20 protein-coding genes are annotated in these 26,253 nt (G+C 30.9%); 5 read left to right on the top strand and 15 right to left on the bottom strand.

All coding sequences use genetic code 11. The annotated features are described in order from the left end of the window. Nucleotides 1-19: 19 nt before the first annotated feature. The 5 genes from topA to gatC form a co-directional block, all read right to left on the bottom strand. Complete coding sequence (topA, locus tag BMX03_RS04620; RefSeq protein WP_022227777.1) at nucleotides 20-2,269, bottom strand: type I DNA topoisomerase; 2,250 nt, start codon at nucleotides 2,267-2,269, stop codon at nucleotides 20-22. Then, nucleotides 2,266-3,372, bottom strand: coding sequence for a DNA-processing protein DprA (gene dprA / locus BMX03_RS04615; protein WP_075554652.1), 1,107 nt, complete (start codon nucleotides 3,370-3,372; stop codon nucleotides 2,266-2,268). The genes topA and dprA overlap by 4 nt, the downstream gene beginning before the upstream one ends. Before the next feature lie 183 nt (nucleotides 3,373-3,555). After that, the gene (gene gatB / locus BMX03_RS04610; RefSeq protein WP_008538388.1) at nucleotides 3,556-4,983 is read right to left on the bottom strand and encodes an Asp-tRNA(Asn)/Glu-tRNA(Gln) amidotransferase subunit GatB; all 1,428 of its coding nucleotides are present in this window, start codon (nucleotides 4,981-4,983) and stop codon (nucleotides 3,556-3,558) included. Then, nucleotides 4,983-6,446: an Asp-tRNA(Asn)/Glu-tRNA(Gln) amidotransferase subunit GatA gene (gene gatA, locus BMX03_RS04605; RefSeq protein WP_091694115.1), complete on the bottom strand. Its 1,464-nt coding sequence runs from the start codon at nucleotides 6,444-6,446 to the stop codon at nucleotides 4,983-4,985. Before gatA ends, gatB begins: the two co-directional genes overlap by 1 nt. Before the next feature lie 40 nt (nucleotides 6,447-6,486). Continuing rightward, nucleotides 6,487-6,777, bottom strand: coding sequence for an Asp-tRNA(Asn)/Glu-tRNA(Gln) amidotransferase subunit GatC (gatC, locus tag BMX03_RS04600; protein ID WP_015562581.1), 291 nt, complete (start codon nucleotides 6,775-6,777; stop codon nucleotides 6,487-6,489). A 161-nt stretch (nucleotides 6,778-6,938) separates the two neighbouring features. On the opposite strand from gatC, the gene BMX03_RS04595 reads away from it, so the two are divergent. Further along, a complete protein-coding gene (locus BMX03_RS04595; protein ID WP_091694113.1) occupies nucleotides 6,939-8,366 on the top strand; it encodes an MDR family MFS transporter in 1,428 nt (475 codons plus the stop codon). A gap of 106 nt (nucleotides 8,367-8,472) precedes the next feature. Beyond that, the gene (hslO, locus tag BMX03_RS04590) at nucleotides 8,473-9,369 is read left to right on the top strand and encodes an Hsp33 family molecular chaperone HslO (RefSeq protein ID WP_015562583.1); all 897 of its coding nucleotides are present in this window, start codon (nucleotides 8,473-8,475) and stop codon (nucleotides 9,367-9,369) included. 71 nt (nucleotides 9,370-9,440) lie between these two features. Here hslO and ligA read toward each other — a convergent pair whose 3' ends face one another. The 8 genes from ligA to BMX03_RS04550 form a co-directional block, all read right to left on the bottom strand. Continuing rightward, nucleotides 9,441-11,441 (bottom strand): NAD-dependent DNA ligase LigA, encoded by a 2,001-nt coding sequence (ligA, locus tag BMX03_RS04585; RefSeq protein ID WP_091694110.1) that lies wholly within the window; start codon nucleotides 11,439-11,441, stop codon nucleotides 9,441-9,443. A gap of 60 nt (nucleotides 11,442-11,501) precedes the next feature. Further along, nucleotides 11,502-11,924, bottom strand: a complete 423-nt coding sequence (locus BMX03_RS04580; protein ID WP_022227770.1) for a MarR family winged helix-turn-helix transcriptional regulator — start codon at nucleotides 11,922-11,924, stop codon at nucleotides 11,502-11,504. A 493-nt stretch (nucleotides 11,925-12,417) separates the two neighbouring features. Continuing rightward, a complete protein-coding gene (pcrA, locus tag BMX03_RS04575) occupies nucleotides 12,418-14,715 on the bottom strand; it encodes a DNA helicase PcrA (RefSeq protein WP_091694106.1) in 2,298 nt (765 codons plus the stop codon). Between the two features lie 142 nt (nucleotides 14,716-14,857). After that, the gene (locus BMX03_RS04570) at nucleotides 14,858-16,255 is read right to left on the bottom strand and encodes an FAD-binding oxidoreductase (protein WP_022227768.1); all 1,398 of its coding nucleotides are present in this window, start codon (nucleotides 16,253-16,255) and stop codon (nucleotides 14,858-14,860) included. Then, nucleotides 16,252-17,448, bottom strand: coding sequence for an electron transfer flavoprotein subunit alpha (locus tag BMX03_RS04565; RefSeq protein ID WP_022227767.1), 1,197 nt, complete (start codon nucleotides 17,446-17,448; stop codon nucleotides 16,252-16,254). The genes BMX03_RS04570 and BMX03_RS04565 overlap by 4 nt, the downstream gene beginning before the upstream one ends. Before the next feature lie 14 nt (nucleotides 17,449-17,462). Then, on the bottom strand, nucleotides 17,463-18,254 hold the full coding sequence (locus BMX03_RS04560; protein WP_015562590.1) for an electron transfer flavoprotein subunit beta/FixA family protein: 792 nt from the start codon (nucleotides 18,252-18,254) through the stop codon (nucleotides 17,463-17,465). Nucleotides 18,255-18,282: 28 nt separating this feature from the next. Beyond that, complete coding sequence (ldhH, locus tag BMX03_RS04555) at nucleotides 18,283-20,454, bottom strand: L-lactate dehydrogenase (quinone) large subunit LdhH (protein WP_022227766.1); 2,172 nt, start codon at nucleotides 20,452-20,454, stop codon at nucleotides 18,283-18,285. Between the two features lie 31 nt (nucleotides 20,455-20,485). Beyond that, nucleotides 20,486-21,088: a LutC/YkgG family protein gene (locus BMX03_RS04550; protein ID WP_075554659.1), complete on the bottom strand. Its 603-nt coding sequence runs from the start codon at nucleotides 21,086-21,088 to the stop codon at nucleotides 20,486-20,488. Nucleotides 21,089-21,508: 420 nt separating this feature from the next. Here BMX03_RS04550 and BMX03_RS04545 point away from each other — a divergent pair, with 420 nt between their 5' ends. Further along, nucleotides 21,509-23,002, top strand: coding sequence for a helix-turn-helix transcriptional regulator (locus tag BMX03_RS04545; RefSeq protein WP_022227764.1), 1,494 nt, complete (start codon nucleotides 21,509-21,511; stop codon nucleotides 23,000-23,002). 62 nt (nucleotides 23,003-23,064) lie between these two features. Here the strand turns inward: BMX03_RS04545 and BMX03_RS04540 are convergent, their stop codons facing one another. Beyond that, nucleotides 23,065-24,708 carry a putative manganese-dependent inorganic diphosphatase gene (locus tag BMX03_RS04540; RefSeq protein WP_075554662.1) on the bottom strand — a complete coding sequence of 548 codons (1,644 nt, stop codon included), beginning with the start codon at nucleotides 24,706-24,708 and terminating at the stop codon, nucleotides 23,065-23,067. Between the two features lie 194 nt (nucleotides 24,709-24,902). Between BMX03_RS04540 and BMX03_RS04535 the strand changes: the two genes are divergently transcribed. Next, the gene (locus BMX03_RS04535; protein WP_075554663.1) at nucleotides 24,903-25,688 is read left to right on the top strand and encodes a tRNA lysidine(34) synthetase; all 786 of its coding nucleotides are present in this window, start codon (nucleotides 24,903-24,905) and stop codon (nucleotides 25,686-25,688) included. Between the two features lie 31 nt (nucleotides 25,689-25,719). Here BMX03_RS04535 and BMX03_RS11155 read toward each other — a convergent pair whose 3' ends face one another. Further along, complete coding sequence (locus BMX03_RS11155) at nucleotides 25,720-25,893, bottom strand: hypothetical protein (protein WP_008538408.1); 174 nt, start codon at nucleotides 25,891-25,893, stop codon at nucleotides 25,720-25,722. A 194-nt stretch (nucleotides 25,894-26,087) separates the two neighbouring features. Here BMX03_RS11155 and BMX03_RS04530 point away from each other — a divergent pair. Beyond that, nucleotides 26,088-26,253, top strand: a 166-nt coding sequence (locus BMX03_RS04530; RefSeq protein ID WP_177159359.1) for a transposase, incomplete at its 3' end; no start/stop codon positions are given.

The raw sequence follows: 26,253 nt of genomic DNA, 5'->3' as shown, positions 1-26,253 counted from the left end.
TCTCCTTTCCTATTTCTCTTTATGCTTCGTTTTCTTCTTTATGCTCTTTATTTTCATTTTCTTCTTTTGCTTGTGCTTCTTTTTGTGCTAGTTCCGCTAATTTCTTAGCAGTCTGCTGTTGAATTTTTTCTTTTAATTTATTAATTTCCTTATTTATAGGAGTATCTTCTTTTCTTGTAGCACAATCATCATTACTGCAATATAAAATAGTTCTTCCATTTTTGAAACGATGTCTAAATAGGAATGAACCACAAGTCTTGCAATTGCTTGTAAGTGGCATATCCCATGATACATAATCGCACTGTGGATAATTTTCACAACCATAAAATACTACACCACGACGTGTACGGCGTTCAATGATTTTACCACCACATTTAGGGCACTTAACACCTGTATCCTTCAAAATAGGTTTTGTATTTCTACATTCTGGAAAACCTGGACATGCTAAAAATTTACCATAGCGACCTTGTTTTATGACCATCATACGACCGCATAATTCGCATTGTACATCAGAAACTTCATCTGGCACTTCTACTTCACCAATTTCTTCTTCTGCATGTTCTAAAGTTTTTTCAAATGGTCCATAAAATTCTTCAAGCAAAGTATTTTTTTGAATTTTACCTACTGCTATTTCATCTAATTTATTTTCTAAATCAGCAGTAAATTTCTCATCAACAATATCTTTAAAATATTTTTCCAATAAATCTACTACTACAAAACCTAAATCAGTTGGTTCAAATTTTTTATCACTGCGAACTACATAACCTCTAGCTAAGATAGTTTCAATAATTGGTGCATACGTACTTGGACGACCAATACCTCTTTCTTCTAAAGTTTTAACTAAAGAAGCATCATTATATCTAGCTGGTGGTTCTGTAAAATGTTGCATTGCTTCTAATTTTTGAATAGATAATTCATCGCCTTCCTGCAAATCTGGCAAGATGACATCTTTTTCTTTTTTATTATCGCTATCATTATATACAGCAGTAAAGCCTGCAAATTTTAACTGCGAACCAGTAGCTTTAGCTAAATACTTATCGCCTTTAATAGTTACACTCATAACATCATAGCTAGCAGGTAACATCTGACAACCTAAGAAACGTTGCCAAATTAATTTATAGAGTTTTAACTGCTCTTTGCTCAAATATTCTTCAACAGTAGCAGGGCTTAAAGCGATATTTGTTGGACGCACTGCTTCATGAGCATCTTGAGAAGATTTTCCAGCTGCATAAATATATGGTTTTTCTGGCAAATATTCTTTACCGAAGTTCTCTTCAATATAATTTCTAGCTTCATTTAAAGCTATTTCTGAAATACGTGTAGAGTCTGTACGCATATATGTTATCAGACCAGTTGGACCTTTTTTACCTAAGCTAATACCTTCATAAAGCTGTTGAGCTATCATCATTGTTTTACGTGAAGTAAAACCTAATTTTCTAGCAGCATCTTGTTGTAAACTACTTGTTGTAAATGGTGCTGGAGCTTTGCGATGACGTTGACGTTTCTTTATTTCTGTTACTTTAAAAGTAACTTTTTCAATATCGCTACATAATTCATCAGCTTGAGCTTTAGAAGCAATTTTTACATCTTCTTTTTTCGCTGAAACCATCAATTTTTTATCATCAATAGCTACTAACTCTGCTCCAAACATACTAGAACGAGGTTTTTTCTTAAATTTAAAATCAACTGTCCAATATTCTTCTGATTCAAATTTTTGAATTTCTTTTTCACGGTCACAAATTAATTTCACTGTTACCGATTGTACACGCCCTGCACTCAAACCTTTGCGAATTTTCTTCCAAAGAAGTGGACTTAATTTATATCCTACAATACGGTCAAGCATACGACGTGCTTGTTGAGCATCTACTCTATCAATATTTATTTCTTTAGGATTTTTCACTGCTTCTTGAATAGCAGGTTTTGTTATTTCATTGAATACAATTCTACATTTTTCATGTTCATCAATCCCTAAGATATGAGATAGATGCCAAGCAATAGCTTCGCCTTCACGGTCAGGGTCAGAGGCTAAATAAACTTTTTCAGATTTTTTAGCTTCTTTCTTTAAAGATTTAATTAAATCTCCCTTGCCACGAATATTGATATATTTAGGTGCAAAATCATTTTCTACATCTATACCAAACTGACTTTTAGGTAAATCGCGAAGATGTCCCATAGAAGCCATTACTGTATATTTTTTATTGCCTAAATATTTTTCAATAGTCTTTGCTTTAGTTGGCGATTCTACTACTACAAGCGTTTTTTTCTTCATTCAAAGCACTCCCTGATTGCTCTTATATAAAAATTTGGACTTGTCTCTTTAACTAGTCCCTTCAATTTCATTTGTAATAAAATAAACGATATATTCGAAACATTTATTCTCAATTTATATATGATTTCATCAATACATTTAGGCTCTGTAAAAGATAAACTATCATATATAAGTTGTTCTTCCGCTGTCATGGAAAAACCTAATTCTATTTGTGTTTCTTTAGATATACTTTGCTGATTAGTTACAAAATTATATTCTTCTACAATATCGTTTGCCCTTGTAACTAATTTAGCACCTTGTTTTATTAAACTATGGCAGCCTTCGCTTTTTTGCGAATAAATATTTCCTGGTATGGCAAATACATCTCGCCCTTCACTTAAAGCAAATTCTGCTGTTATCAATGAACCACTCTTTTTCGCAGCTTCAACTACTAATATTCCTTTGGACAATCCTGTAATAATTCTATTTCTAGCTGGAAAATTCCCTGGTTTTGGCAATGTATTTAGTGGATATTCTGATATTACAGCACCATTTTGAGCTATAGCTTCTAAAAGTTGCTTATTTTCTTTTGGATATATAATATCTAATCCACAACCTAAAACAGCAATAGTCTTACCTTTTTTCAAAGCTCCTGTATGAGCTTTAGTGTCTATACCTTTAGCAGCACCACTAACTATTACAAAATTAAATTTAGCTAATTCCTCAGCCATATTTTCTGCTATCTGTTTTCCATAAGTCGTTGGAGTTCTTGAACCTACTATACCTATACAAATTTCATCTTTAGGCAATTGACCTTGATAATATAAAATAAATGGAGGATCATAGATTTCTTTCAATAACTTTGGATATTCTTCATCTATTTCTATGCAGACTTTAATTTTATAATGTTTTAATTGCTCTGTTAATTTATCTATAGATATTTTCTGTCTAAATTCTATTAATTCAGACAATGTTTTACTGCCTAAACAATTACTTTGTTCTAACATTTCTCTTGTCGCTGTCCATATTTTTTCGCCGTCATGAAAATATCCATAAAGTTGACGAAGCGTTTTACTACCTATGCCTGGCACAGAATTTATGGCAGCCCAATATATATTTTTCATTGTTTATTACATTCCCATACAAATAAATCTTTAGATAAACCGTATATATTTTACTATTATCACTATTAACTGACAATTTGTCAAATTTTTTATCAAAAGAATATAGATATCGCCATCTAAAACAAAAAGCTATTGTATTAAAAAATTTAACACAATAGCTTTTTATTATTCTTAGACCATAAATCAGCCTAATTTTTCTTTTATCATTTTATTTACAAGACCAGGATTTGCTTTACCTTTACTTGCTTTCATTACTTGACCGATTAAAAAGCCCATAGATTTTGGATAATCTGCAACAGCTTTTGGATTATCCGCAATTGCTTTATCTACAATTTCTTCTATTGCTTTTGTATCAGTAATCTGTACTAAACCTTTATCTTTTACAATTTTTTCTGGAGTATCTCCACTTGTCCACATTTCTTCAAATACAGTTTTTGCTATTTTAGAAGAAATTGTACCTTTACCAATTAAGCCAATTAAGCTTGCTAAATTTTGAGCAGATACTGGAGAATTTTCAATAGTCATTTCATTAGCATTTAAATGTTTAGACAATTCACCCATAATCCAGTTAGAAGCAAGTTTTGCATCAGCACCAGCATCTACAACAGCATCAAAGTATTCAGCCATAGCACGAGTAGAAGTGATAATTTCCGCATCATAAGTAGGAAGACCATATTCATTTACTAAACGAGCTTTTCTTGCATCTGGTAATTCAGGAAGTTCTTTTTTATATGCTTCAATCTGTTCATCAGTTGTAACAATTGGCACAAGGTCAGGTTCTGGCATATAACGATAATCTTGAGCTTTTTCTTTGCTACGCATAGAAAGTGTAATTCCACGACCATCGTCCCAAGTACGAGTTTCTTGTACTAAGATACCACCATCTTCTAAAACTTCATTTTGACGTTCAATTTCATATTCTAAAGCGTCTTCGATTACTTTGAAGGAATTCAAGTTTTTCATTTCAACTTTTGTACCAAGTTTTTCGCTACCTTCTGGACGAAGAGATACGTTTACATCGGCACGTAAATTACCTTCTTCCATTTTACAATTGGATACATCAATGTATTGTAAAATAGATTTTATTTTTTCCATATATGCACGAGCTTCTGCTGGAGAATGCATATCTGGTTCAGATACGATTTCGATAAGTGGTACACCAGTACGATTATAGTCAACATTAGAGCTACTAGAATCTTTGATTGTAGTACCAGAGTGAACGAGTTTACCAGCATCTTCTTCCATATGAATACGAGTGATGCGAATGCGTTTTGTTTTGCCTTCTACTTCGATATCCACATAACCATGTTCAGCAATTGGTAAATCAAACTGAGAAGTCTGGAAATTTTTTGGTAAATCTGGATAGTAATAATTTTTTCTATCAAATTTACTGAATTTATTAATTGTGCAATTGAGTGCAAGACCTGCTTTGATAGCAAATTCTACTACACGTTTATTGACAACAGGTAATACACCTGGAAGACCAAGACAAACAGGGCAAACATGTGTATTTTGGTCTGCACCAAAGGAAGTAGCACAGCTACAGAAAATTTTTGTATTAGTTTTTAATTCGCTATGAATTTCCAAACCAATGACTGCTTCGTATTTCATTATTCTACCCCCTGACCAATTTTATTAGCATAATCATGATTTACTTCATAAGTATATGCTGCACGAATAATAGTTTCTTCATCAAGTGGGCGACCAATAAACTGCATACCGATAGGCATATTATCTTTACTTCTGCCACAAGGAATGGAAATACCAGGAAGACCTGCTAAGTTAAGTGGAACAGTGAAAATATCCATCAAGTACATTTTTAATGGATCATTTGCCATTGAACCTAATTTATATGCAGGTGTTGGTGCTACTGGAGCCAAAATAACATCTACATCTTTAAAAGCATTATCAAAGTCTTGTTTTACAAGTGTTCTAACTTTTAATGCTTTTAAATAATACGCATCATAATAACCAGCACTTAAAGCATAGTTACCAATCATAATACGACGTTTTACTTCTGGACCAAATTTTGCAGTTCTTGTATTTGTCATCATGGAAACAATGTCTTCACCATCTACACGAGAACCATAGCTTACACCATCATAACGAGATAAGTTTGTAGAAGCTTCTGCTGGAGCTATTAAATAATATGTGGAAATAGCATAATCTGTATGTGGTAAAGAAATATCTACGATTTCAGCACCGAGTTTTTTCAAATCTTCGATAGCTGTATTCATAGCTTTTTTTACATCTTCGTCCATACCATCGATAAAATATTCTTTTGGTAAACCGATTTTTAATCCTTTTATATCATTTACTAAGGATTTTGTATAATCAGGAACATCACTATTGATAGATGTAGAATCTTTTTCATCATGACCTGCAATCACATTCATTACATGAGCACAGTCTGTTACATCGCGAGTCAATGGACCAATCTGGTCAAGTGAAGAAGCGAATGCTACTAAACCATAACGAGATACACGACCATAAGTAGGTTTTAAACCAACAACACCGCAAAAAGATGCTGGCTGACGAATAGATCCACCAGTATCAGAACCTAATGCCCAAATAGCACTACCAGCACTAACTGCTGCAGCACTACCACCAGAGCTACCACCTGGTACACAGTCCAAATTCCATGGATTATGTGTAGCAAAAAATGCAGAGTTTTCTGTGGAACCACCCATAGCGAACTCGTCCATATTTAATTTACCAACTAATGCAGGTTTTTGAGCTAAAACTTTATCCATTACTGTAGCATTATATGGTGGTACAAAATTTTCGAGCATATAAGATGCACAAGTTGTTTTTAAACCTTTTGTACAAATATTGTCTTTTATAGCTGCTGGTATACCTGCTAAAACAGAGATTTTTGCTCCGCCAGCGATATCAGCATCAACATTTTCTGCTTGTTGTAAAGCATAATCATCTGTTTTTGTGATATATGCTTTTACTTTATCATCAGTAACTTCCATACGAGAAAGTACATCTTTTGTAATTTCTACAGCAGAAATTTCTTTATTTACAAGCATATCATGTAATTCATGTGCTGTTTTTTCAAATAAATTCACGTAAAAGCCTCCTCAATTTAATCAAAGTAATTAAAATAAATTATTCTTCTAAAATTTTAGGTACACGGAAATAACCATCTTCTTGTTGTGGAGCATTAGATAATGCCAATTCACGATCAAGGGAAGGTTTTACTACATCTTCACGAAATACATTTTGTACAGGCAATACGTGTGCAGTAGGAGCTACATTTTCAGTATCTACTTGTTGTAATCTATCTACATATTCAAGAAAATCATTAAGCTCGCTTATATTTTTATCCATATCTTCATCTTTAATGCTAAGACGAGACAGAAGAGCTACATTTTCTACATCTTCTCTAGTAACTTTCATATCTTCACCCCATTTTCAAAATAAACTGTTTACATTTTATCATATTTTAGACAATGATTGAATAGTATTGTTACTTTTCCCCACAAAATATAGCTGACTTATTTTAGCTTCTATGTTAAAATGTCTTAAAAATTAATAATAAAATAGGTGATTTCCTACATATGGACAAAACTAAACAAAAAATTGCATTTTCCTTTCTCATTGCAATATTTCTAGCTGCATTTGAAGGTGTTGTTGTCTCTACTGCTGCACCTGTAATTGTGAAAAGTTTGCATAATTTCAAAATGATTAGCTGGATTTTTTCTATTTTTCTTTTAACCTCAGCAATTTCTACTCCTATTTACGGTAAATTGGCTGACCTTTATGGGCGAAAACGAATTTTTATGATTGGCATTTCCATTTTTCTTTTCGGTAGCTTATTAGCTGGATTATCTCAAACCATGCACCAATTAATTATCTTCCGTGGTATTCAAGGCATTGGTGCTGGTGCTATTTTTACCATTGGTTTTACTATGATTGGTGATATTTTCACCTTGGAAGAACGCTCTATTATTCAAGGAGCTATCAGTACTATTTGGGGAATAGCTGGTCTTGTAGGTCCATTACTTGGTGGATTTCTCATAGATTATCTTTCATGGCAATGGATATTTTTTATAAACATTCCCTTTGGTCTTTTATCAGTCTATATACTCGCTAAATTTGTACATGAACAAAAGCCTGCTACTAATCCTAAAATAGACTACCTTGGAGCTATTTTGCTTTCCATTGCTATTGGCAGTCTTTTATATGGTGTAATGAGTTTAGATGAAGATTTTTATTTAGGTGTAATTTTATTAGTTATCACTTTGATTTCTTCTATCCTCTTTTATATCCAAGAAGCCAGAACTTCTGAGCCTATTGTTCCTTTATTTATCCTCAATAAATCTTCTATCATTGTAAATATCATAACTTTTATCAGCTCTTTCATATTGATTGCTTGTTCTGTTTATTTACCATTACATATTCAATCAATTATGGGTTACAGTGCTACTATCGCTGGTATTTCTTTAATAGGAACTTCCATTGCTTGGTTTATAAGTTCGATTTCCATTGCTAAATTAATGAAAAAATATCCTACAAATATAATTGTTATGTTTTCTTCATTAATTTTAATTTTCAGTTCTTGGTTATTAACACAATTAACTATAGATACACCTCTTTGGCACTTATCTATTTATGTATTTTTCTTTGGCTTTGGTTTTTCTGGCACTCTAAATACACTCACTTTCATAGTCCAAGATTCTGTAAAATATAATCTACGTGGTGCCGCTGTTGGTCTAAATATGCTCACTCGTACACTTGCTCAAACAATTGGTGTTACTGTGCTGGGTGCTGTATTAAATGTTTCTACAGCAGATTTTATCCAAGCTCATAATTTAATAAATATCACTATGCAAGATTTTTATGATAATACTGCTCCTCAATATCATGAACTTTTACGCCAGGCTTTATTTTATAGTCTAAATAATATTTACTATATTTTAGTTGGCAGTAGTGTACTTTGTTTAATCTTGTCTTATTTTGTACCTAAACATCAATCACAAAAATAATTCAAAATATTAGACTCATATCTTTATATAATTATAAAAACTATGCTATACTATTATTTATTTTATATCTAAAATTTAAATTTATTTACTATTTCGGAGGAATATAATGAAAGATCATTTAGTAAAAGCTGTCGCTGATGGTGTTCGTGTTCATGCTGCTATTACAACTAACCTTGTAAATGAAGCTGTATCTCGTCATGAATGTTATCCTGTAGCTGCTGCTGCTCTTGGTCGTACTATGACAGGTGCTTTACTAATGGCAGCAAACCTTAAAAATAAAGAATGTATCACTATAAAATTTAATGGCAACGGTCCACTAGGCTCTGTTGTTGCTGATGCTAATCCTGAAGGATTTGTACGTGGTTATATCGCCAATCCTCATGTTAATTTACCACTCAATGAAAAAGGTAAATTAGATGTAGGTGGTGGTGTCGGTCAAGGTATTTTATCCGTAACTCGTTTCACTGGTCTTAAAGACCCTATTACTGGTAGCTGTGAAATCGTTTCTGGGGAAATTGCTGAAGACCTCACAAATTATCTCTATACTTCTGAACAAACTCCTTCTAGTGTAGGCTTAGGTGTTCTTGTAAATCCTGATTTAAAAGTAGCTGCAGCTGGTGGTTTTATCCTTCAATTATTACCAGATGCTACAGAAGAAACACTTACAAAATTAGAAAATAACCTCGCTAAAATTCGACCAGTTTCTACTATGGTAAAAGATGGTTTAGATGCTCGTGGTATCATTGCTGAACTATTGCAAGGTTTTGATAAAATTGATTATTTAACTACTACAGATTTAGCATTTAAATGCCAATGCTCCAAAGAACGCATTGAAGATGTACTTATCAGCTTAAATGAACATGATTTAAAATCTCTAGTTAATGATGGTCATGCTGAAGTTTGCTGTCATTTCTGTGGTGAAAAATATCAATTCAATAAAGATGAACTCACTGCTATTTACAATGTATCTCAAAAATTAAAAGACAACAAAGAAAATAATTAAATACTAAGCAAAAAAGCATTTTAAAATGGATTGAGTGATAATTCCATTTTAAAATGCTTTTCTTTTATAAATTAATTTTCTTTAACCATTGCTAAAAATTCTTGTTCAGTGATAATTTTTACACCTAAACTTTCAGCTTTTGTAAGTTTACTGCCTGCATTTGCCCCTGCAATTACATAAGATGTTTTTTTCGATACAGAACCAGAAGCTTTTCCACCTAGAGATTGAATAATTTCACTAGCTTCACTTTTGCCCATGGTTTCTAATGTTCCTGTCAATACGAAAGTCAAACCTTGGAATTTATCAGATGTTTTTTCTGTCTTCTCTTCTGCCATATTGACATTTGCTTCTTTTAATTTATTTAATAAAGCAATATTTTCTTCATCATGGAAAAATTCATATACAAGTTTTGCACTTATTTCTCCAATATCTGCCACTTGTTTTATTTCTTCTTCTGTAGCTTTAGCTATATCATCAAAAGAATGAAAATGATTTATCAAGGAACGACTTGCTGATTTACCTATATTCAAAATTCCCAGTCCTGTAAGCAATCTCCATGGTGCATTTTGCTTACTTTTTTCGATTGCATTTAAAAGTTTATCAGTATTTTTTTCCTTGCCAATCAAACCTTTTGCTATTAATTCATCGCGATAATTGTGTAAATAATATATATCTGCTGGATCTTTTAAATATCCATTTTCAATCAAAGTTTTTATATACATCATGCCAAAACCTTTGATATCCATAGCATCTCGACCGACAAAATTTATTATCCAGCGTTCAATCTGTGCTGGGCAATGTGGATTACTACAGCGAATATCTGCTTTATCATCGCGAATAGTATGAGCATTACATACAGGGCAAGTATCGCCAATGATAAAAGGCTTGCTATCTTGAGGTCGTTTTTCTTTGATTACACAACGAACTTTCGGAATAATTTCCCCTGATTTATATACTTTTATCGTATCACCAATGCGTATATCTAAATCATCAATAAAATCTTGATTGTGTAATGTAGCTCTTTCTACTTTTGTTCCACAGAGCCAAACTGGTTCAAATACTGCTGTCGGCGTAATTCTTCCTGTACGACCTACGGATAATTCTATATTTAATAATTTAGTTTCTTTTTCTTCTGGTGGATATTTATAAGCTATTGCCCATTTAGGAACTTTAGATGTTGCTCCTAATTTTTCTCTTTGTGCAAAATCATTTATTTTTACAACAGCTCCATCAATATCATAATCTAAATCACCACGGCGATTTCCAATTTCTTCTATAGCTTGTAAAACTTCGTCTTTAGTTTTGCATACTTTATATGAATGTATAATCTTCATTCCTTGTTTGTGCATAAATTCATATGCCTGCGTATGCGATTTTAATTCTATACCTTCTACCTTTTGCAAATTAAAAATAAACATAGATAAATTGCGTTCTTTAGTGATTTTGCTGTCTAATTGGCGAAGTGTACCTGCTGCACAGTTTCGAGGATTAGCAAATAATCTTTTCCCCAATAATTCTTGTTTTTCATTCACTAAGGAAAAAGCTTCTCGCGTCATATATACTTCTCCACGAACTTCAAAATAAGGCAATTTTTCTTTTAGTTTTTTCTTAATATCTTTTATCTGCATAGCATTGGCTGTTACATCTTCACCTTGTACAACACCATCACCACGAGTAACAGCTAATTTCAATTCACCATCTACATAACGAAGTGCTAAAGACAAACCATCTATTTTTTCTTCTACTACAAATTCTGGATTATCTAATTCTTTTTGCATATTATCTACAAAAGTTTCCACTTCTTCAGCAGAAAATACATCTTGCAAGCTAAGCATTGGTACATCATGTTTTACGAGAACGCCAGCTTCACGTTTTGCCACTCCACCTACTTTTTGCGTTGGTGAATCTTTTGTGATTAATTCTGGATTTTCAGCTTCTAACTTTTTTAATTGTCGCATCAATTCATCATATTGAGCATCTTCTATTTCTGGATTATCTTGATTGTAATATAAATCATTATGATACAAGATTTTTTTCTTTAATTCATCTATTTGCTTTTTTATATCTTCCATTATTTCACCCACAATACATATAAATAGGCCAGTTACCATATAAGTAACTGGTCTTTTCTCTTAAAATTCTACTTTTTCTAACAATACTCTTAGCGTCTTTAGTTCTTCTTCTGTTAAATTTTTATAAGCTGCTATATCTGTTGCTTCCATTCTTTTTGCACATTCTGAGGCAATACTTAAGCCAAGTGGTGTTAAATATAAATAATACTTTCTCTTATCTACCTTATCTTGAATTTTGTATATTAAATTTTTGCTCATCATACTTTTTATGATATTTGTAACAGTTGGATTTGTATTATTTAGTCCAATTTCTATCATTCTTTGTGTAACTTTTTTGTCTTTAGATTTATCTAAATAAGCAATAACTAATGCTTGTTGTACAGTTACACCTAAACTGACTAAATTATTATTTTGTCTGGCTATCATTTTTTTATTTATTTCATATATTAGTTGCCCTAATCGCATAGTATCTGGTACTAACACTGCTCTCACCTCAAAAGAAAAAAATAACTCAATAATAATATATATTATATCAAAATTTCACTCTCAATATAAACTAAAATATCTATAAAAACTATTGACAAAAAATTTTTATTGCGCTATTATTCATTACATAGTTAGCTATGTATTTTAAAATCATATTAAACACAATCATATAATACAAGATGATTTTTATATAATAGCACACTATATAATTAAGAAAAGAAGATTTTTATTATGTTAAATTAAAAAAAATTCACTCTCGGTTTTAGTTTCGCTTATCTTTTAGCATTTTCTAGCTCTTTATGTTTTGCTAGTGATTCCCCTAAAACAGTAGTTCCCGCTACTAATCTTCCTGATGAAGAAATCGATACCTCTGTATCTTTCTACTGATTTTGATAATATTTACTTTATTTGATATATCCCCAAAACTTCAATTATCCCCAATAAAAAAGATTGCTTTAACTGTATTTCACAATTAAAGCAATCTTTTTATTTATACTTTACTGATAGGAGCGTATTTTTGCATCAAAGCTTTTATGCCTTGACCTGGAAAAGCTATTTTCAATTCTATTTCTTCACCAGTTCCTTTTACAGATACAATTGTACCAATTCCCCATTTATTATGTTTAGCTTTATCACCGACTTTCCATTTTATGGATAAATCTGGACGAATTACATTACCTGCTGGCTTAACTGTTTGAGCTTTTTGCGTAAAGCCTCCACCTAAAAGTGAATTTGGTCTACCTGTAGAATTATTATTACCTAAAATACTTCCGCCAAAATTATTTCTACCACTTTGACTATATCCTGAGCCATAATTATTCATACTGCCCATGCCAAAACCAAATTTATTTTTTGCTTCACGTTCTTCTAAATATTCCACAGGAATTTCACTGATAAATCGTGAAGGTTCATACGATAATGTTTTGCCATAAATCATACGAGCTTTTGCATTTGTAATATATAATTTTCGCTCAGCTCTAGTTATACCTACATAACAAGTACGACGTTCTTCTTCAATTTCAGTTTCATTCATCAAAGTTCTAGCATGTGGGAATAATCCTTCTTCCATGCCAGCTAAAAATACTACTGGAAACTCTAGCCCTTTAGCTGAATGCATAGTCATGAGTGTAACTCTCTCATCTTCCATATCTGCATTATCAATATCTGAAATCAACGATATCTTACTCAAAAAATTTTCCAAAGTTGGTTCTTCATTATATTTTTTACAATCATTTTCAAATTTTATAGCTTCTGTAAAAAAATCCTTAAGGTTTTCTAAACGAGTCTGATTTTCGACTGTATTTTCTTTTTCTAATTCAGCAATATATCCAGATTTATGCATTACTTGTTCAATTAAATCATGAACTGATAATACCACTGAATTATTCAACATTTCTAAGATAAATTCAGCAAAATTAGCCAAAGATTGTTTTGCTTTCGGTGTGATTGGTGCCGTTTCTGGAGCAGATATAGCATCAAATAAAGTCATATTGTACATATCAGCAAATTCAGCTAATTTATTCATAGTTACAGCACCTAATGAACGCTTAGGCACATTGATTATACGCATTAAACTTATTGTATCTTCTGGATTATAAATAACTCTCAGATAAGCTAAAATATCTTTAATTTCTTTTCTATCATAGAATTTCAATCCGCCAACCATAGTATAAGGAACGCCAGCTCGCATAAAGCCTCTTTCTAATTCACGAGATTGAGCATTTGTACGATATAATACTGCCATATCACCATAAGATACATTGAATAAAGTTTTTTGTTTAACACATTCTTTTACAATAAAATTAGCTTCATCTTCTTCATCATTTGCCGTATAGTGAATTATTTTTTCACCTTGAGGATTGTTCGTCCATAATTTTTTAGGTTTACGGTCAAGATTATGTTCAATAACCATATTAGCAGCATTCAAAATAGTTTTTGTTGAACGATAATTTTGTTCCAATTTTATGACTGTAGCTTCTGGATAATCTTTTTCAAAATCCATGATATTTCTGATATCAGCACCACGCCAGCCATAAATAGATTGGTCTGCATCACCTACGACGCAAAGATTGCGATACATTCCAGCTAAAAGTGAAGTCAATTGATATTGTGCTCCATTTGTATCTTGATACTCATCAACTAAAATATATTGGAAACGTTGTTGATATTTCATTTTTATATCTTCATGTTCTTTTAAAACTTTAACTGCCAGCATCAATAAATCATCAAAATCTAAAGCATTATTTTCGATTAAATTTGCTTGATACATAGTGTAAATTTCTGCAATTTTTTTAGCAAAAAAATCACTTGCTGATTGTGTATACTCTTGTGGAGTTGTCATCATATTTTTAGCATTGGAAATAGCTGACTGTACTGCATATGGTGCATATTGTTTTTCATCAAGATTTAATTCTTTTAAACAATTTTTTATCAAAGTCAAAGCATCTTGTGTATCATAAATGACAAAATTCTTCTTATAAATACCTAAAGCTTCGATTTCAAAACGCAAGAATTTAGCACAAAATGAATGAAATGTGCTGAGCCAAACATATTTTGCTTTTTCGCCAATCATTCTATCTACACGTTCACGCATTTCTGTTGCAGCTTTATTAGTAAATGTTATCGCTAAGATATTATATGGAGATACTCCTTTATCTAATAAATTAGCTATTCTACAAGTCAATACTTTCGTTTTTCCAGAACCTGCTCCTGCCATGATAAGAAGAGGTCCTTCTGTATGAGCTACAGCTTGAGCTTGTGCTGGATTTAAACCATCATATATATTCAAAGAAAATCCTCCTAAATAAAAACAAAATAAAAAATTACTTATTATATTATCTAAAATATTATATTAGATGTCAAAAATAAAAAATGAGTAGAGACTACGCTCTACTCTATTTATTAATATAGTTTTATAGGAGATATCTTTATTAACAGATTTTACCAGGATTTAAAATATTATTTGGATCAAAAACAGCTTTTATTTTTTTCATTAAATCTATAGCCGTCTTTGGTGTGGATTGTTCTAAATATACTTTTTTTACCAAACCTATTCCATGTTCTCCTGATACTTTGCCATTTAATTCTTTGGCCTTTGCATACATTTTATCCATTGCCAAAGTCAAAAGTTCATGCCATTGTTCATCATCTAAATCATCTTTAAGAATATATACATGCAAATTACCATCACCAGCATGACCAAATGATTTCATGCGAATATTTAATTTTGCTCGCAATTCATGTACATATTCTACAAAAGTATTTACTTCACTTCTAGGTACTACGATATCAACTTCATCCATGCAAGTCGTAGAGCTTTTTATTGCTTCCAAAAATGCTCCACGTGCTTTCCATATACCTTCACTGCGTTCATCTGTATCGGCAATCAAAATATCAATAGCACCTTGTTGTAAACAAATTTTGGCTACATTATCATAATAATTTTCTATTTCTTCTACGCTATTGCCATCAAATTTCAACAATAAATATGCATCTGCTTGATTATCTGGGAATTTTCTACCTAAATATTTTTCTGCATCACAGATTACTTCACGTTCCATAAATTCAATAGCTGTAGGAATTGCTTTTGCCTTAATGATCAAAGGAACTGTTCTTATAGCTTTTTCCAAATTCTGATATGGTATTAATAAGCTGATATTTTTCTTTGGCAAAGGCAATAATTTCAATACAATTTTTGTTACAATGCCCAAAGTTCCTTCTGAACCAATAATTAAATCTTTTAAATCATAGCCAGAACTATTTTTTACTACTTTTCCGCCAAACTCTACAATACTACCATCTGCCAATACTACTTCTAATGCACGTACATAATCTCTTGTAACACCGTATTTTACAGCACGCATTCCTCCAGCATTAGTACTTATATTCCCGCCAATTGTAGCTGATTTTTCTCCAGGATCTGGAGGATAAAAAAATCCTTTTTTTTCAACATAACTTGCCAAATCCATCAACAATACGCCAGGCTCTACTGTTAAAGTCAAATTTTCTTCATCTAATTCTAAAAAGTGGTTCATCATTGTCATATCTAAAACAATACCACCTTTTAATGCCACTGCTGCTCCTACTAGTCCAGTTCCTGCACCTCTGACAGTGACTGCTATCTTGTGTTCATTAGCATATTTTAAAATATTTGATACTTCCTGCGTACTATTTATTTTTACTACCATTTCAGGATAATAATGTTCCGTTGTCAATTCATCATGACTATATTCTTCATTAATTTCATTTTTCCATAAAATACGGTTTCTTGGTACAAATCCACTTATTTTTATCAAGTCAGTAGCTGTCAACTTTTTATAATAACTCATGATAATTTTTCACCTACTTTTATTTTTTCTATAAGTTTTGGTATAACTTCATAAATATCGCCAACTATAGCATAATTAGCATATTTAAAAATAGGTGCTTTTTCATCATTATTAATTGCAAAAATAGTTTCGGCATTATTCATACCTGCCACAAATTGAATTGCACCAGACACACCACATGTCATAATCAATTTAGGTCGAACAGTTTTCCCACTAAGTCCTATCTGTCTTTTTGCCTCTGCCCAACCATTTTCTACTAATGGACGTGTAACAGCTAGTTGTCCATTTAATAAATCTGCTAAATCTTCTAGCATGCTCAAATCTTCTTTTTTCTTAATGCCTCTACCAGCGACAATTAGAACATCCGCACTTTCTATGTTTTCCTCTTTAGGTTTTTTTATTACATCTAAAATCTTGATATTACTTCCAAAATCGATATTGTTCGTCTTACAATTTACAATTTCACCATTTATATCTTCACTATATGCAGGCGTTTCCATTACTTTATATCTAACAGTTGCCATTTGCGGACGATTATTTGGTGTGAGTATTTCTGCCATGATATTTCCACCAAATGCTGGTCTGATCTGCACGAGGTCAGTTGTAGATTTCATATCCAATATCGTACAATCAGCTGTCAATCCAGTCTTAAAACGAGCTGCAACTTTTGGTGCTAATTGCCTACCTACAGGTGTTGCTCCTACTAAAATGCTTGTTGGCTTATTATTTTTTATAAAATCTTCAAATACATTAGTGTATTTTTCAATATTAAAACACGCTAATTCTTCATCATCATAAACAAAAACTTTATCTACATTGTAATGCAATAATTTTTCCGCTATATTTGATAAATTATTACCTACAAAAACAGCATAAACTGGTTGATTGATTTTATCTGCAAGTTCTCTTGCCTTTCCTATCAATTCATAAGTAACTGGATGAATATTTTCTCCTACATGTTCAACATAAACAGCTATTCCGTTCCAAATTGATTTATCAATAAGAGGTTTTTTCTCATCTTCTACATATTCCACAGCACCTTTGGGACCTTTTCGCACACATAATCTACATAATCTACAACCTGCTGTAATATTTAATTTTCCGTTATTTTCTTCCATTGCTCCAAATGGGCATATAGATATCAATTCATTTATATCATTTATCTTATCTTGATGAACAACTAATTTTGCCATAATCCATACCTCTATTAAAATACAAATTTTTTAGCTTTTAATTTTTGATAGATTGTATCTGTTATTTCTTCAATATTTCCCGATATTTTTTCTTGTACCTTATCACTAGATGGTGGGAATATCTTTTGTACTTTTGTTGGTGATGCGTTCAATCCATAATGATGTTCATCTTTATCAACCATATCATTTAAAGTAAATACTTTTACTTGTTTATGCTCCGTTGCTTTTTTTCTCAAATACGATGGCAATCTAGGTTCAACAATATCTTTTTGCACTGTAATCAAGCATGGATAATTTATCTCTATTCGTTCAATATCATCTGACATATCCATATCTACAATTATTGACTTATCTTTCACATCGATGATTTTATTTACATTACATACACATGGTATTTTCAACATTTCCGAAACCTCTGGCCCAACCTGTGCTGTATCCCCATCTGTTGTTTGCAGTCCACAAATGATCAAATCAAAATCACCAAAAGATTTTATTCCTTGAGATAAAGTATAACTTGTTGCTAAAACATCAGCTCCGCCAAATTTTCTATCCGTTATTATCGCTCCCTCATCAGCAGACATGGCAAACGCTTCATATAAAATAGATTTTGCTTGCGGCGGACCCATGGTTATTACATCTACACTTCCACCATATTTTTCTTTTAATCGCAATGCTGTCTCTAAAGCATATAAATCATATGGATTCATCTTACTTTCACTACTATTGCGTTTTAATACACCTGTAACTTCATCGACTTGCACTTTATTACTTTCAGGAACTTGTTTTATACAAACTAAAATCTTCATATACTAGCCTCCTCGAAATATTCAATTATCAAAGTTCTTCAGCTAAAATATCAGCTATATGTTTTACTTTTACATTAGGCATCTGTTTATCCAAACCGCCACCTATTTGCATCATACAAGCAGGACAAGCTACTGCCACAATATCAGCTTGACTATCTTTTATATTTTCCAATTTTCTTGATAATAAACGCAATGAAATATCTTTATATTTCATACCAAAAGCCCCTGCCATACCACAACATTGATCACAACCTTGCATTTCTACAAAATTATATTTTTTAGTATTCTTTAACAATACTCTTGGTTCTTTATAAATATTTAATCCACGTTTCATATGACAAGAATCATGATATGTTATCTTTATTTTTCCTTCATTATTCACAGTATCATCTAATTTGTTCATTTCTTTATACATAGAAAATACAAATTGACTAAATTCTCTAATCTTTTTACTTAAAACTTTGCTACGAGCTAGCCATTGACTATCATCTTTAAATAATTCCACATAAGTCTTTTCTAATGTTTCTGTACATGTAGGACATGCCGCTACGATATAATCAGCATTTGTTTCTTCTAAAGCCTGTATATTTTCTTTAGCTATTTTTCTTGCTGTTTCTAAATCTCCTGAGCCAATTATAGGTTTTCCACAACAATTTTGTTTTTGCGGATAAATTACTTCTACACCCAAATTTTGCAATACTTTAAATACGGATTTTCCTGTATTCGGAAACACAAAGTCTATATTACAACCGCTAAAAAATGCTACTCTCATTTTTGGATTTTTAGGATTTTGCTTCATTAATTCATCTGTACAATCGCGAAGAGGTGTAGAAGCAATAGCTGGCAAACTACGACCTTGCGTCATCTTAGCAAAAAATAATGGTAAATTACGAATAAAATTTCCCGATTGTACAGGTTTTTGTCCTAAAGAAGCAGCTCTTAACAAAGTATGGAATAATTTTCTATTAGCCATAACTTTTTTAAATATAATTTTTTCAGGTAAAGATTGACCTTTTTGAGCAAAATTTCTACGTCTTAATTCTTCAATTAAACCAGGAATATCTATTTTACCCGGACATATAGTAGTACAACGACGACAACCAATACATAAATCACTAAATTGTGAGAAATTATCCATGCCATTTAACAATCCAGTTAAAATAGCTCCGATACCACCTGAGTATATATATCCATATACATGACCACCAACAGTAGACCAGATAGGACATACATTTAAACAAGAAGAACAACGTACACATTGATAGACTTCTTTTAATTTATCATCATGAGCCGCTTTTAAACGACCATTATCCAATAAAATAACATATACTTTTTTATTTTCTTCTACTAATTTCCCCTCTTTTTCATGAATTATAGGAGTTGGCCCATCTATTAACGTCAAATAACTTACCATTCTTTGACCTGTACCATTTCGTGGCAATAATCTCATTATCTTAGCTGCATCACTGATTTTAGGAATTAATTTTTCATAACCAATGATAATTACATGTACAGGTGGAATAGTTGTAACAATTCTTGCATTTCCTTCATTAGTAACTAATCCAATTGCCCCATTTTCAGCTATACCAAAGTTAGCACCTGTTATTCCCATATCTGCTTTTAAAAATTCTTCACGCAATACTTTTCTTGCAATCTGTATCATATATGGAATATCACTAGATATATCCTCTTTTAATTCATCTGAGAAAAATTTCGCACATTGTTTTCTATTGAGATGTATTGCTGGCATTACCATATGTGATGGTTTTTGACCTGCAACAGATAACATCCATTCACCTAAATCAGTTTCTTTTACTCTTAAACCTTGTTGTTCTAAAAAATGATTTAAATGTATTTCTTCTGTTGCCATAGATTTTGATTTTACAATTCTATGTATATTATTTTCTTTACAAATCTGCAATAATTGTGCCTTTAATTCATCGCCATCTTTAGCACGAAAAACCTTCGCACCTCTTTCTTCTAGTGAAGCCTGAAATTTATCAGCGACTTCTTCAATATGAGCAACTGTTTGTTTTTTCATATCACGAAGTTCATTTCTTAATTCATCAATGTCATCAACATTTGCATATGCTTTCAATCTAGCTTGAGGATATTGTTTTGCAAATCGTGCCAAATTATCACTTAAAATAGGATCATGTAATTTTTCTTTTATTTCAGCTTTTATATTACGTTCTTTCATCTTACTTCACGCTCATTTCTTTTTATCTTTTTCATCTTTTATCGTCTTCAATTGCAAATAAAATCACACGACTTGGCCCATGCACTCCTAAAGTCAAAACACGTTCAATATCCGATGTTCTGCTTGGTCCTGTCACAAAACCACTATATCCTTTCCAAAAAACTTTAGCCAAAACATCAAAAGCATCTTGCATATTATTTACAATACAATTTTTAGGCATAAATATTATATTTATTAATGGCAACATACTTGCTATTCTCGCTTCATAAGCATAGTTATCGACACATATACTACCTGTTTCTCCTACACCAAATTCACCTAAAGTTATACCAATATCTAATTCATTTTTATTTTTTACTATGTCAAATTTATCTGTATATACTTTAAAAGACTTGTTTACTTCTACATAAACGTCTGCCAATTCCTCACACTCATCAGCACCTACTCCTGCTATCATTTTTGCATCTGTTGCTTTAGCTATTTTCAAAATATCAGCAATAGCATCTTTACAACTCTTGACTATTTTTATTTCCACAGAAGCATTTTGAGCATTTTCTGCAAAATCATTCCAATACTTACCATTTGTAAAATCCTTATCCAACAAATGTTTCCAATCATGACAAATTTTTTCCATAATAAAAACTCCCTATAAAACTTATTTGATTTTTTAGATAATTTATTATTTAAGTTTTATTTATTTTTTTTATGATTAATCATATTTTGTATTTTTTTTATTTATTGTTTTTTATTATATAAAAAAATTTTTTTACGTCAATCTTTCCCATTTTTTTACAAATTGTCTTGAATTAATAACAAACTTTTATAAATATTGTAAATACTATTCAATTATCTTTATTTTTAATACAATAGAAATTTTGACTTTTGATTTTTTCAATAATTCAACCTCATAAAGCTATATATATCTAGCTTCTTAGATTATTTATTGACTTTTTTTCATTTTTATTGTTCAATAAATAATATACTTTTATTAATAATTTAACTTTATTATTGATATTATTATAATTAATTAAAATTACGAAAGACTGGGATTTATATGCAAAATAAATTTGGAGATATGTTAAAAAAACTTATCCAATTTACTAATATAAAATTAAATGTCATCGCTTATCATATAGGTTATGATATTTCTTATATCAGTAAATGGGCAAATAATACAAGTCAACCAACTAAAAAGCATATTGAAAGAATAAATGATACATTGAGTTCTATTTTCGCCGAAGAAATCATTCATAAAGATTATGCTTACTTATTTTTAAAAGAATTTAATATTCATGAACCATTACCCACAAAAGATATCCAACGTTTTTTACATACACAAATAAATAATTTATTAAATAACGCATATTATTGTTCACACGAAAATTTTTCTCATTCCCAAAGCAATAATGATATTATTTTAAATTCTACTACCATCGTTGGTAGAACTAATATTTATGAATTTTTTTGCCATAAATTAGCTCCTATAATAAATAAAATAACTCCTAAATTAGAAATCTTCATTACTATGGATATCTTAACTTTGTTACAACAAAAAAAATTTTTTAGTTTCCTTGATTGTTGTAATCTCACTGACCGTCAAATAGATATTCACATAGGCTGTAATCTATCTACACTAGCAAATAGTAACGAAAAATTAATATATAGCCTCTATAAATTCTTAAATAAATATTTTTATGTCAATTTCTATATTTATGAAGATAAATTTTTTAATAATAGCAATATATTCCTTGTAAAAAATGCTTTTGCTATTCAATATTCCCTACATCTAGATAAATCAATAGATATATGTACCTTTATAAACAATGAAAAAATCATCAATGAAATTCAAAAACGTATTTCTGACACTTTCTTTAATTCTCCAATTATTTTACAGCCAAAAAAAGAAATTATTCTTAATTCCTTTCATCCCTTCTTTTATTTAAATAAAAACTTCACCATATTTATTACTAATGGCTTTGAATTTTTTCTACCTAAAAAATCCTATTTAAAAATGATAGATTTATGTAAACAACAAAATTTAACTGATGAAACTATCGCCTCCTTAAAAAACCTACAAATCATGTGGGAAGAACAATTTGAAAAAAATCCTATATCATTTATTCTTCCAGAGCTCAATTTAATGGATTATATTCAAAAAGGTAAAGTAATCTTTGGCGATTTAAAATACCAAACTACACCTCAAGAAAGAGAAGAACAATTATCTTATCTTATTCAAAGTATGTATAAAAATCCTTTAATTGATATTTATCTGATGTCTCAACAAGAAAATGTAAATGATATTAACTACTATAAACTTTCTTATTATAGTAACCAAAAAATCGCTTACTTTAAGAAAAATAAATACTTATTAAACAAATATCATTTGCCTATTTATTTCTTAAAAAATTCTTTATTAATCCAAAAATTTGATATGTTATTTTCCAAATTTAAACAAACAAATTTTGTACACAAATACACTGCTGAGAAAATTGAAAATCTCTATTTAGCTAATAAATCTTTATTACATCGCATTATGGAAAATAAATAAAAAAAGGCAATATGATTTTTAATCATATTGCCTTTTTTATTTATTAACTATCTATTAAACTATTAAAGATTTTTTGCAGCTTCAGAAAGTGGTGGGATAATCTGTTTTTTACGAGACATTACACCTGGTAAATACATAACAGATTTGCTTGCATCTTGTTTAAATGCTTCACCGATTAAATTTTTAGGTTCACCACTAAAGAGTAAATAGCTACCTTCGTTGATGATATCAGTAACGATAACGATAGACATTGCATAACCTTCTGCAGTGCATACACGAGCCATTTCAGCTAAGATTTCATCTTGCATAGCCATTACTTGGTCTGTATCCATAACGGATAACTGGCTGATGAGCATTGGATAGTTGCCAATCTGGAATTCTTTGGAATCATTTTTAACAATTTGAGCAGGAGTCATATCGCCGATATCTGCACCAGCTTTGAGCATTGCCATACCATATTCTTTATAATCTACACCAGCGATTTTTGCTAAATATTCTACAGCATCTTTATCTGTTTGTGTGCAAGTTGGGGATTTGAATAATACTGTATCAGAAATAATAGCGGACATTAAAAGACCTGCAATTTCTTTTGGAATTTCCACACCATATTGTTGATACATATTAGTTACGATTGTACAAGTACAACCAACTGGACGAACGTTGATAAAGATAGGATCGCTTGTTTGTAATCCACCGAAGCGATGATGGTCAACAACTTCGATGATTTTACCAGATTCAATACCTTCAACAGCTTGAGCTAATTCATTGTGGTCTGTTAAAATAATCTGTTGTTTTTCAGGCATCATGAATTTATCTTTATTTACGATACCAACTAATTTACCATTTTCTACTACTGGATAATTGCGGTATTCATTTGCTTCTAATACACCTTTGATATCACTTAACATATCAGATGATTTGAAAGAAATTACATCTGTAGTCATAATGCTAGAAATTGGGGCACATTGGCTGATAAGACGAGCTGTGCTATAAGTGTCAAATGCTGTAGATAAAATCATTACATTTTCAGCTTTTGCTTTAGTAACTACTTCATCAGAAATAGTTGTATTTCCTGTGATGATCACACAAGCAACTTTTAAATCAATGCATTTAATAAATGCAGATTCTGGTCTATTGCCGATGATTACTACATCGCCAGCTTTGATGCTTTCTGCAACTTTTTCCATGCAAGCAGCAGCTACTTTGATTTCGCCATTGATTTTACCTTCGTTATTGCTAGCAACTAAAACATCAGCTTCAATAACATTAGCAATATCATTGATGCAAGCACCAGAAGCAGATACGCTATCTAATGTGATTTCTTGGAAATAAGCTTTTGCTAAATCACTAACGCTAGCCATACCAATTAATTTATTTTCATCATCAACTACAGGTATAGAACGAAGATTGCATTCTTTCATAGCCATACCTAAAGTACGAAGATTATCTGTTGCTTTTACAGATTTTTGTACTTTAACAGCAATATCTTTAACTCTTGGATAAATATCACTTACAAGCTGAGGAGCTTCTACACCGAAATATTCTAAAGCATATTTAGTTTCTTTGTTTACGCTACCTGCACGAGCTGGTACAACATTTTCACAGCCCATATTGCGTTTTAAATTTGCATATGCTATTGCAGAACAGATAGAGTCTGTATCTGGATTTCTATGACCAATAGCATAAATTACTTTTTGTTCACTCATAGGTTGAAAAACCTCCATTACAAATTAATAGCTTTGTTTTCTATTATAACAATATTACATAAAATTTAAAAGCTATGATTGATAAAAGATATTATCTTTTGTATAATTCATTTATCCTACCTTTTATCTATTATTTATTTAAATAAAACAAACTAACTATTTATCAAATATTTATTATAAGAAAGGATTTTTTTATGCAACCCTTACCTAAAGAATATTTAAGTCGCATAATCCGTGCAGTTGTTGAATTCCAATTAATTGAAGATAATGATAAAATCCTAATCGGTCTATCTGGTGGCAAAGATAGCCTATTTATGGCATACGCTTTAACAGAATTAAAAAATACTTTAAAGAAAAATTTCACACTAGGAGCAATCACCATAAATCCTATGTTTACTAAAGATTTTTCTTGCGAAGCTATGCAAAAATTCTGTGATAAATTAAACATGCCTTACCATATTCATGAAGTAAATATCGCTGAAACTATCGCTAATCAAGATAATAAAAATGCTTGTTATTCCTGTGCTTTCTTCCGCCGTGGTGCAATCAATGGCTATGCCAAAGAACATGGCTACAATAAAATAGCTTATGCCCACAATCATGATGACGCAGTAGAAACTTTCTTCATGAATTTATTTTATTCTGGTCAATTAAAGACTTTCATGCCATCTACTTATTTAAGTCGTTCTGATGTAACTGTAATCAGACCACTGCTTTATTTCCGTGAAGAAGAAATAAGAAATGCCCTCTCACTTCATGGTCAAGAACCTTGTGCTCCACCATGTCCATTCAATGGCAATACAATGCGTCAAAAAGCTAAAAATTTAATTGAAGAATTATCTAAAGAAAATCCTCTTTTATATGAACATTTAAGTGCTGCTATGCGTACAACAGCTATTGGTGATTTATGGCCACCTATCAAAAATCGCAAAGAAATGAAACCTTATTATTATCAATTCTTTAAAAATCAACAAAAATAAAAAAATCTCTATGTTTAAAAATGGAAAATTATCAACCAAATTTAAGCATAGAGATTTTTCTTTCCGGAGGCACTTTTTTATTTAAAGAACGCTTATAAAAATTATGTTTAAAGATTTCTTTCATTTTATTTTGCATAGATTTTATCATAATCATTAAATTTTTAGCCATCAAATCCATTGCAGATAGTTTGCTTCCTTTAAACATAATATAATCCCTCACAATCATTATAAGTTTAAAAACTTAATACCACAAAATACTTATAAATTATTTTAACCATACTGAGCAAGAAGTCTCCTACCTCTAAGGTAGTGAGATGAATTGCTCCTTAGGAGATTGAATGGATATATGTTTTATGAGATAATCTTATTGGTCGAATATAAAAAAATGTGGTGATTATAATGAATTTAGACAACAATGCTCATTCAGTATTTTTGCTAAATTATCATTTAGTATTAGTCATAAAATATAGAAGAAAAGTTTTTGATGACAACATTTCTTCACGAGCTAAAGAAATATTTGAGTATATATCTCCTAAATATAATATAACTTTGCAAGAATGGAACC

It is taken from the genome of Megamonas sp. Calf98-2, assembly GCF_900110235.1.
In the GTDB taxonomy this organism is placed as follows: domain Bacteria; phylum Bacillota; class Negativicutes; order Selenomonadales; family Selenomonadaceae; genus Megamonas; species Megamonas funiformis.
Note: the sequence above shows the minus strand (reverse complement) of the source record. Positions and strands in the feature narration are given on the sequence as shown.

Excerpts from the sequence above, each read along its gene's own strand:
- BMX03_RS04595 (WP_091694113.1), top strand. The coding sequence starts at position 6,939 with ATGGACAAAACTAAACAAAAAATTGCATTTTCCTTTCTCATTGCAATA.
- ligA (WP_091694110.1), bottom strand. The coding sequence starts at position 11,441 with ATGGAAGATATAAAAAAGCAAATAGATGAATTAAAGAAAAAAATCTTG.
- gatB (WP_008538388.1), bottom strand. The coding sequence starts at position 4,983 with ATGAAATACGAAGCAGTCATTGGTTTGGAAATTCATAGCGAATTAAAA.
- BMX03_RS04550 (WP_075554659.1), bottom strand. The coding sequence starts at position 21,088 with ATGGAAAAAATTTGTCATGATTGGAAACATTTGTTGGATAAGGATTTT.
- topA (WP_022227777.1), bottom strand. The coding sequence starts at position 2,269 with ATGAAGAAAAAAACGCTTGTAGTAGTAGAATCGCCAACTAAAGCAAAG.
- BMX03_RS04545 (WP_022227764.1), top strand. The coding sequence starts at position 21,509 with ATGCAAAATAAATTTGGAGATATGTTAAAAAAACTTATCCAATTTACT.
- ldhH (WP_022227766.1), bottom strand. The coding sequence starts at position 20,454 with ATGAAAGAACGTAATATAAAAGCTGAAATAAAAGAAAAATTACATGAT.
- BMX03_RS04535 (WP_075554663.1), top strand. The coding sequence starts at position 24,903 with ATGCAACCCTTACCTAAAGAATATTTAAGTCGCATAATCCGTGCAGTT.
- BMX03_RS04570 (WP_022227768.1), bottom strand. The coding sequence starts at position 16,255 with ATGAGTTATTATAAAAAGTTGACAGCTACTGACTTGATAAAAATAAGT.
- BMX03_RS04560 (WP_015562590.1), bottom strand. The coding sequence starts at position 18,254 with ATGAAGATTTTAGTTTGTATAAAACAAGTTCCTGAAAGTAATAAAGTG.
- BMX03_RS11155 (WP_008538408.1), bottom strand. The coding sequence starts at position 25,893 with ATGTTTAAAGGAAGCAAACTATCTGCAATGGATTTGATGGCTAAAAAT.
- BMX03_RS04565 (WP_022227767.1), bottom strand. The coding sequence starts at position 17,448 with ATGGCAAAATTAGTTGTTCATCAAGATAAGATAAATGATATAAATGAA.
- dprA (WP_075554652.1), bottom strand. The coding sequence starts at position 3,372 with ATGAAAAATATATATTGGGCTGCCATAAATTCTGTGCCAGGCATAGGT.
- BMX03_RS04540 (WP_075554662.1), bottom strand. The coding sequence starts at position 24,708 with ATGAGTGAACAAAAAGTAATTTATGCTATTGGTCATAGAAATCCAGAT.
- gatC (WP_015562581.1), bottom strand. The coding sequence starts at position 6,777 with ATGAAAGTTACTAGAGAAGATGTAGAAAATGTAGCTCTTCTGTCTCGT.
- hslO (WP_015562583.1), top strand. The coding sequence starts at position 8,473 with ATGAAAGATCATTTAGTAAAAGCTGTCGCTGATGGTGTTCGTGTTCAT.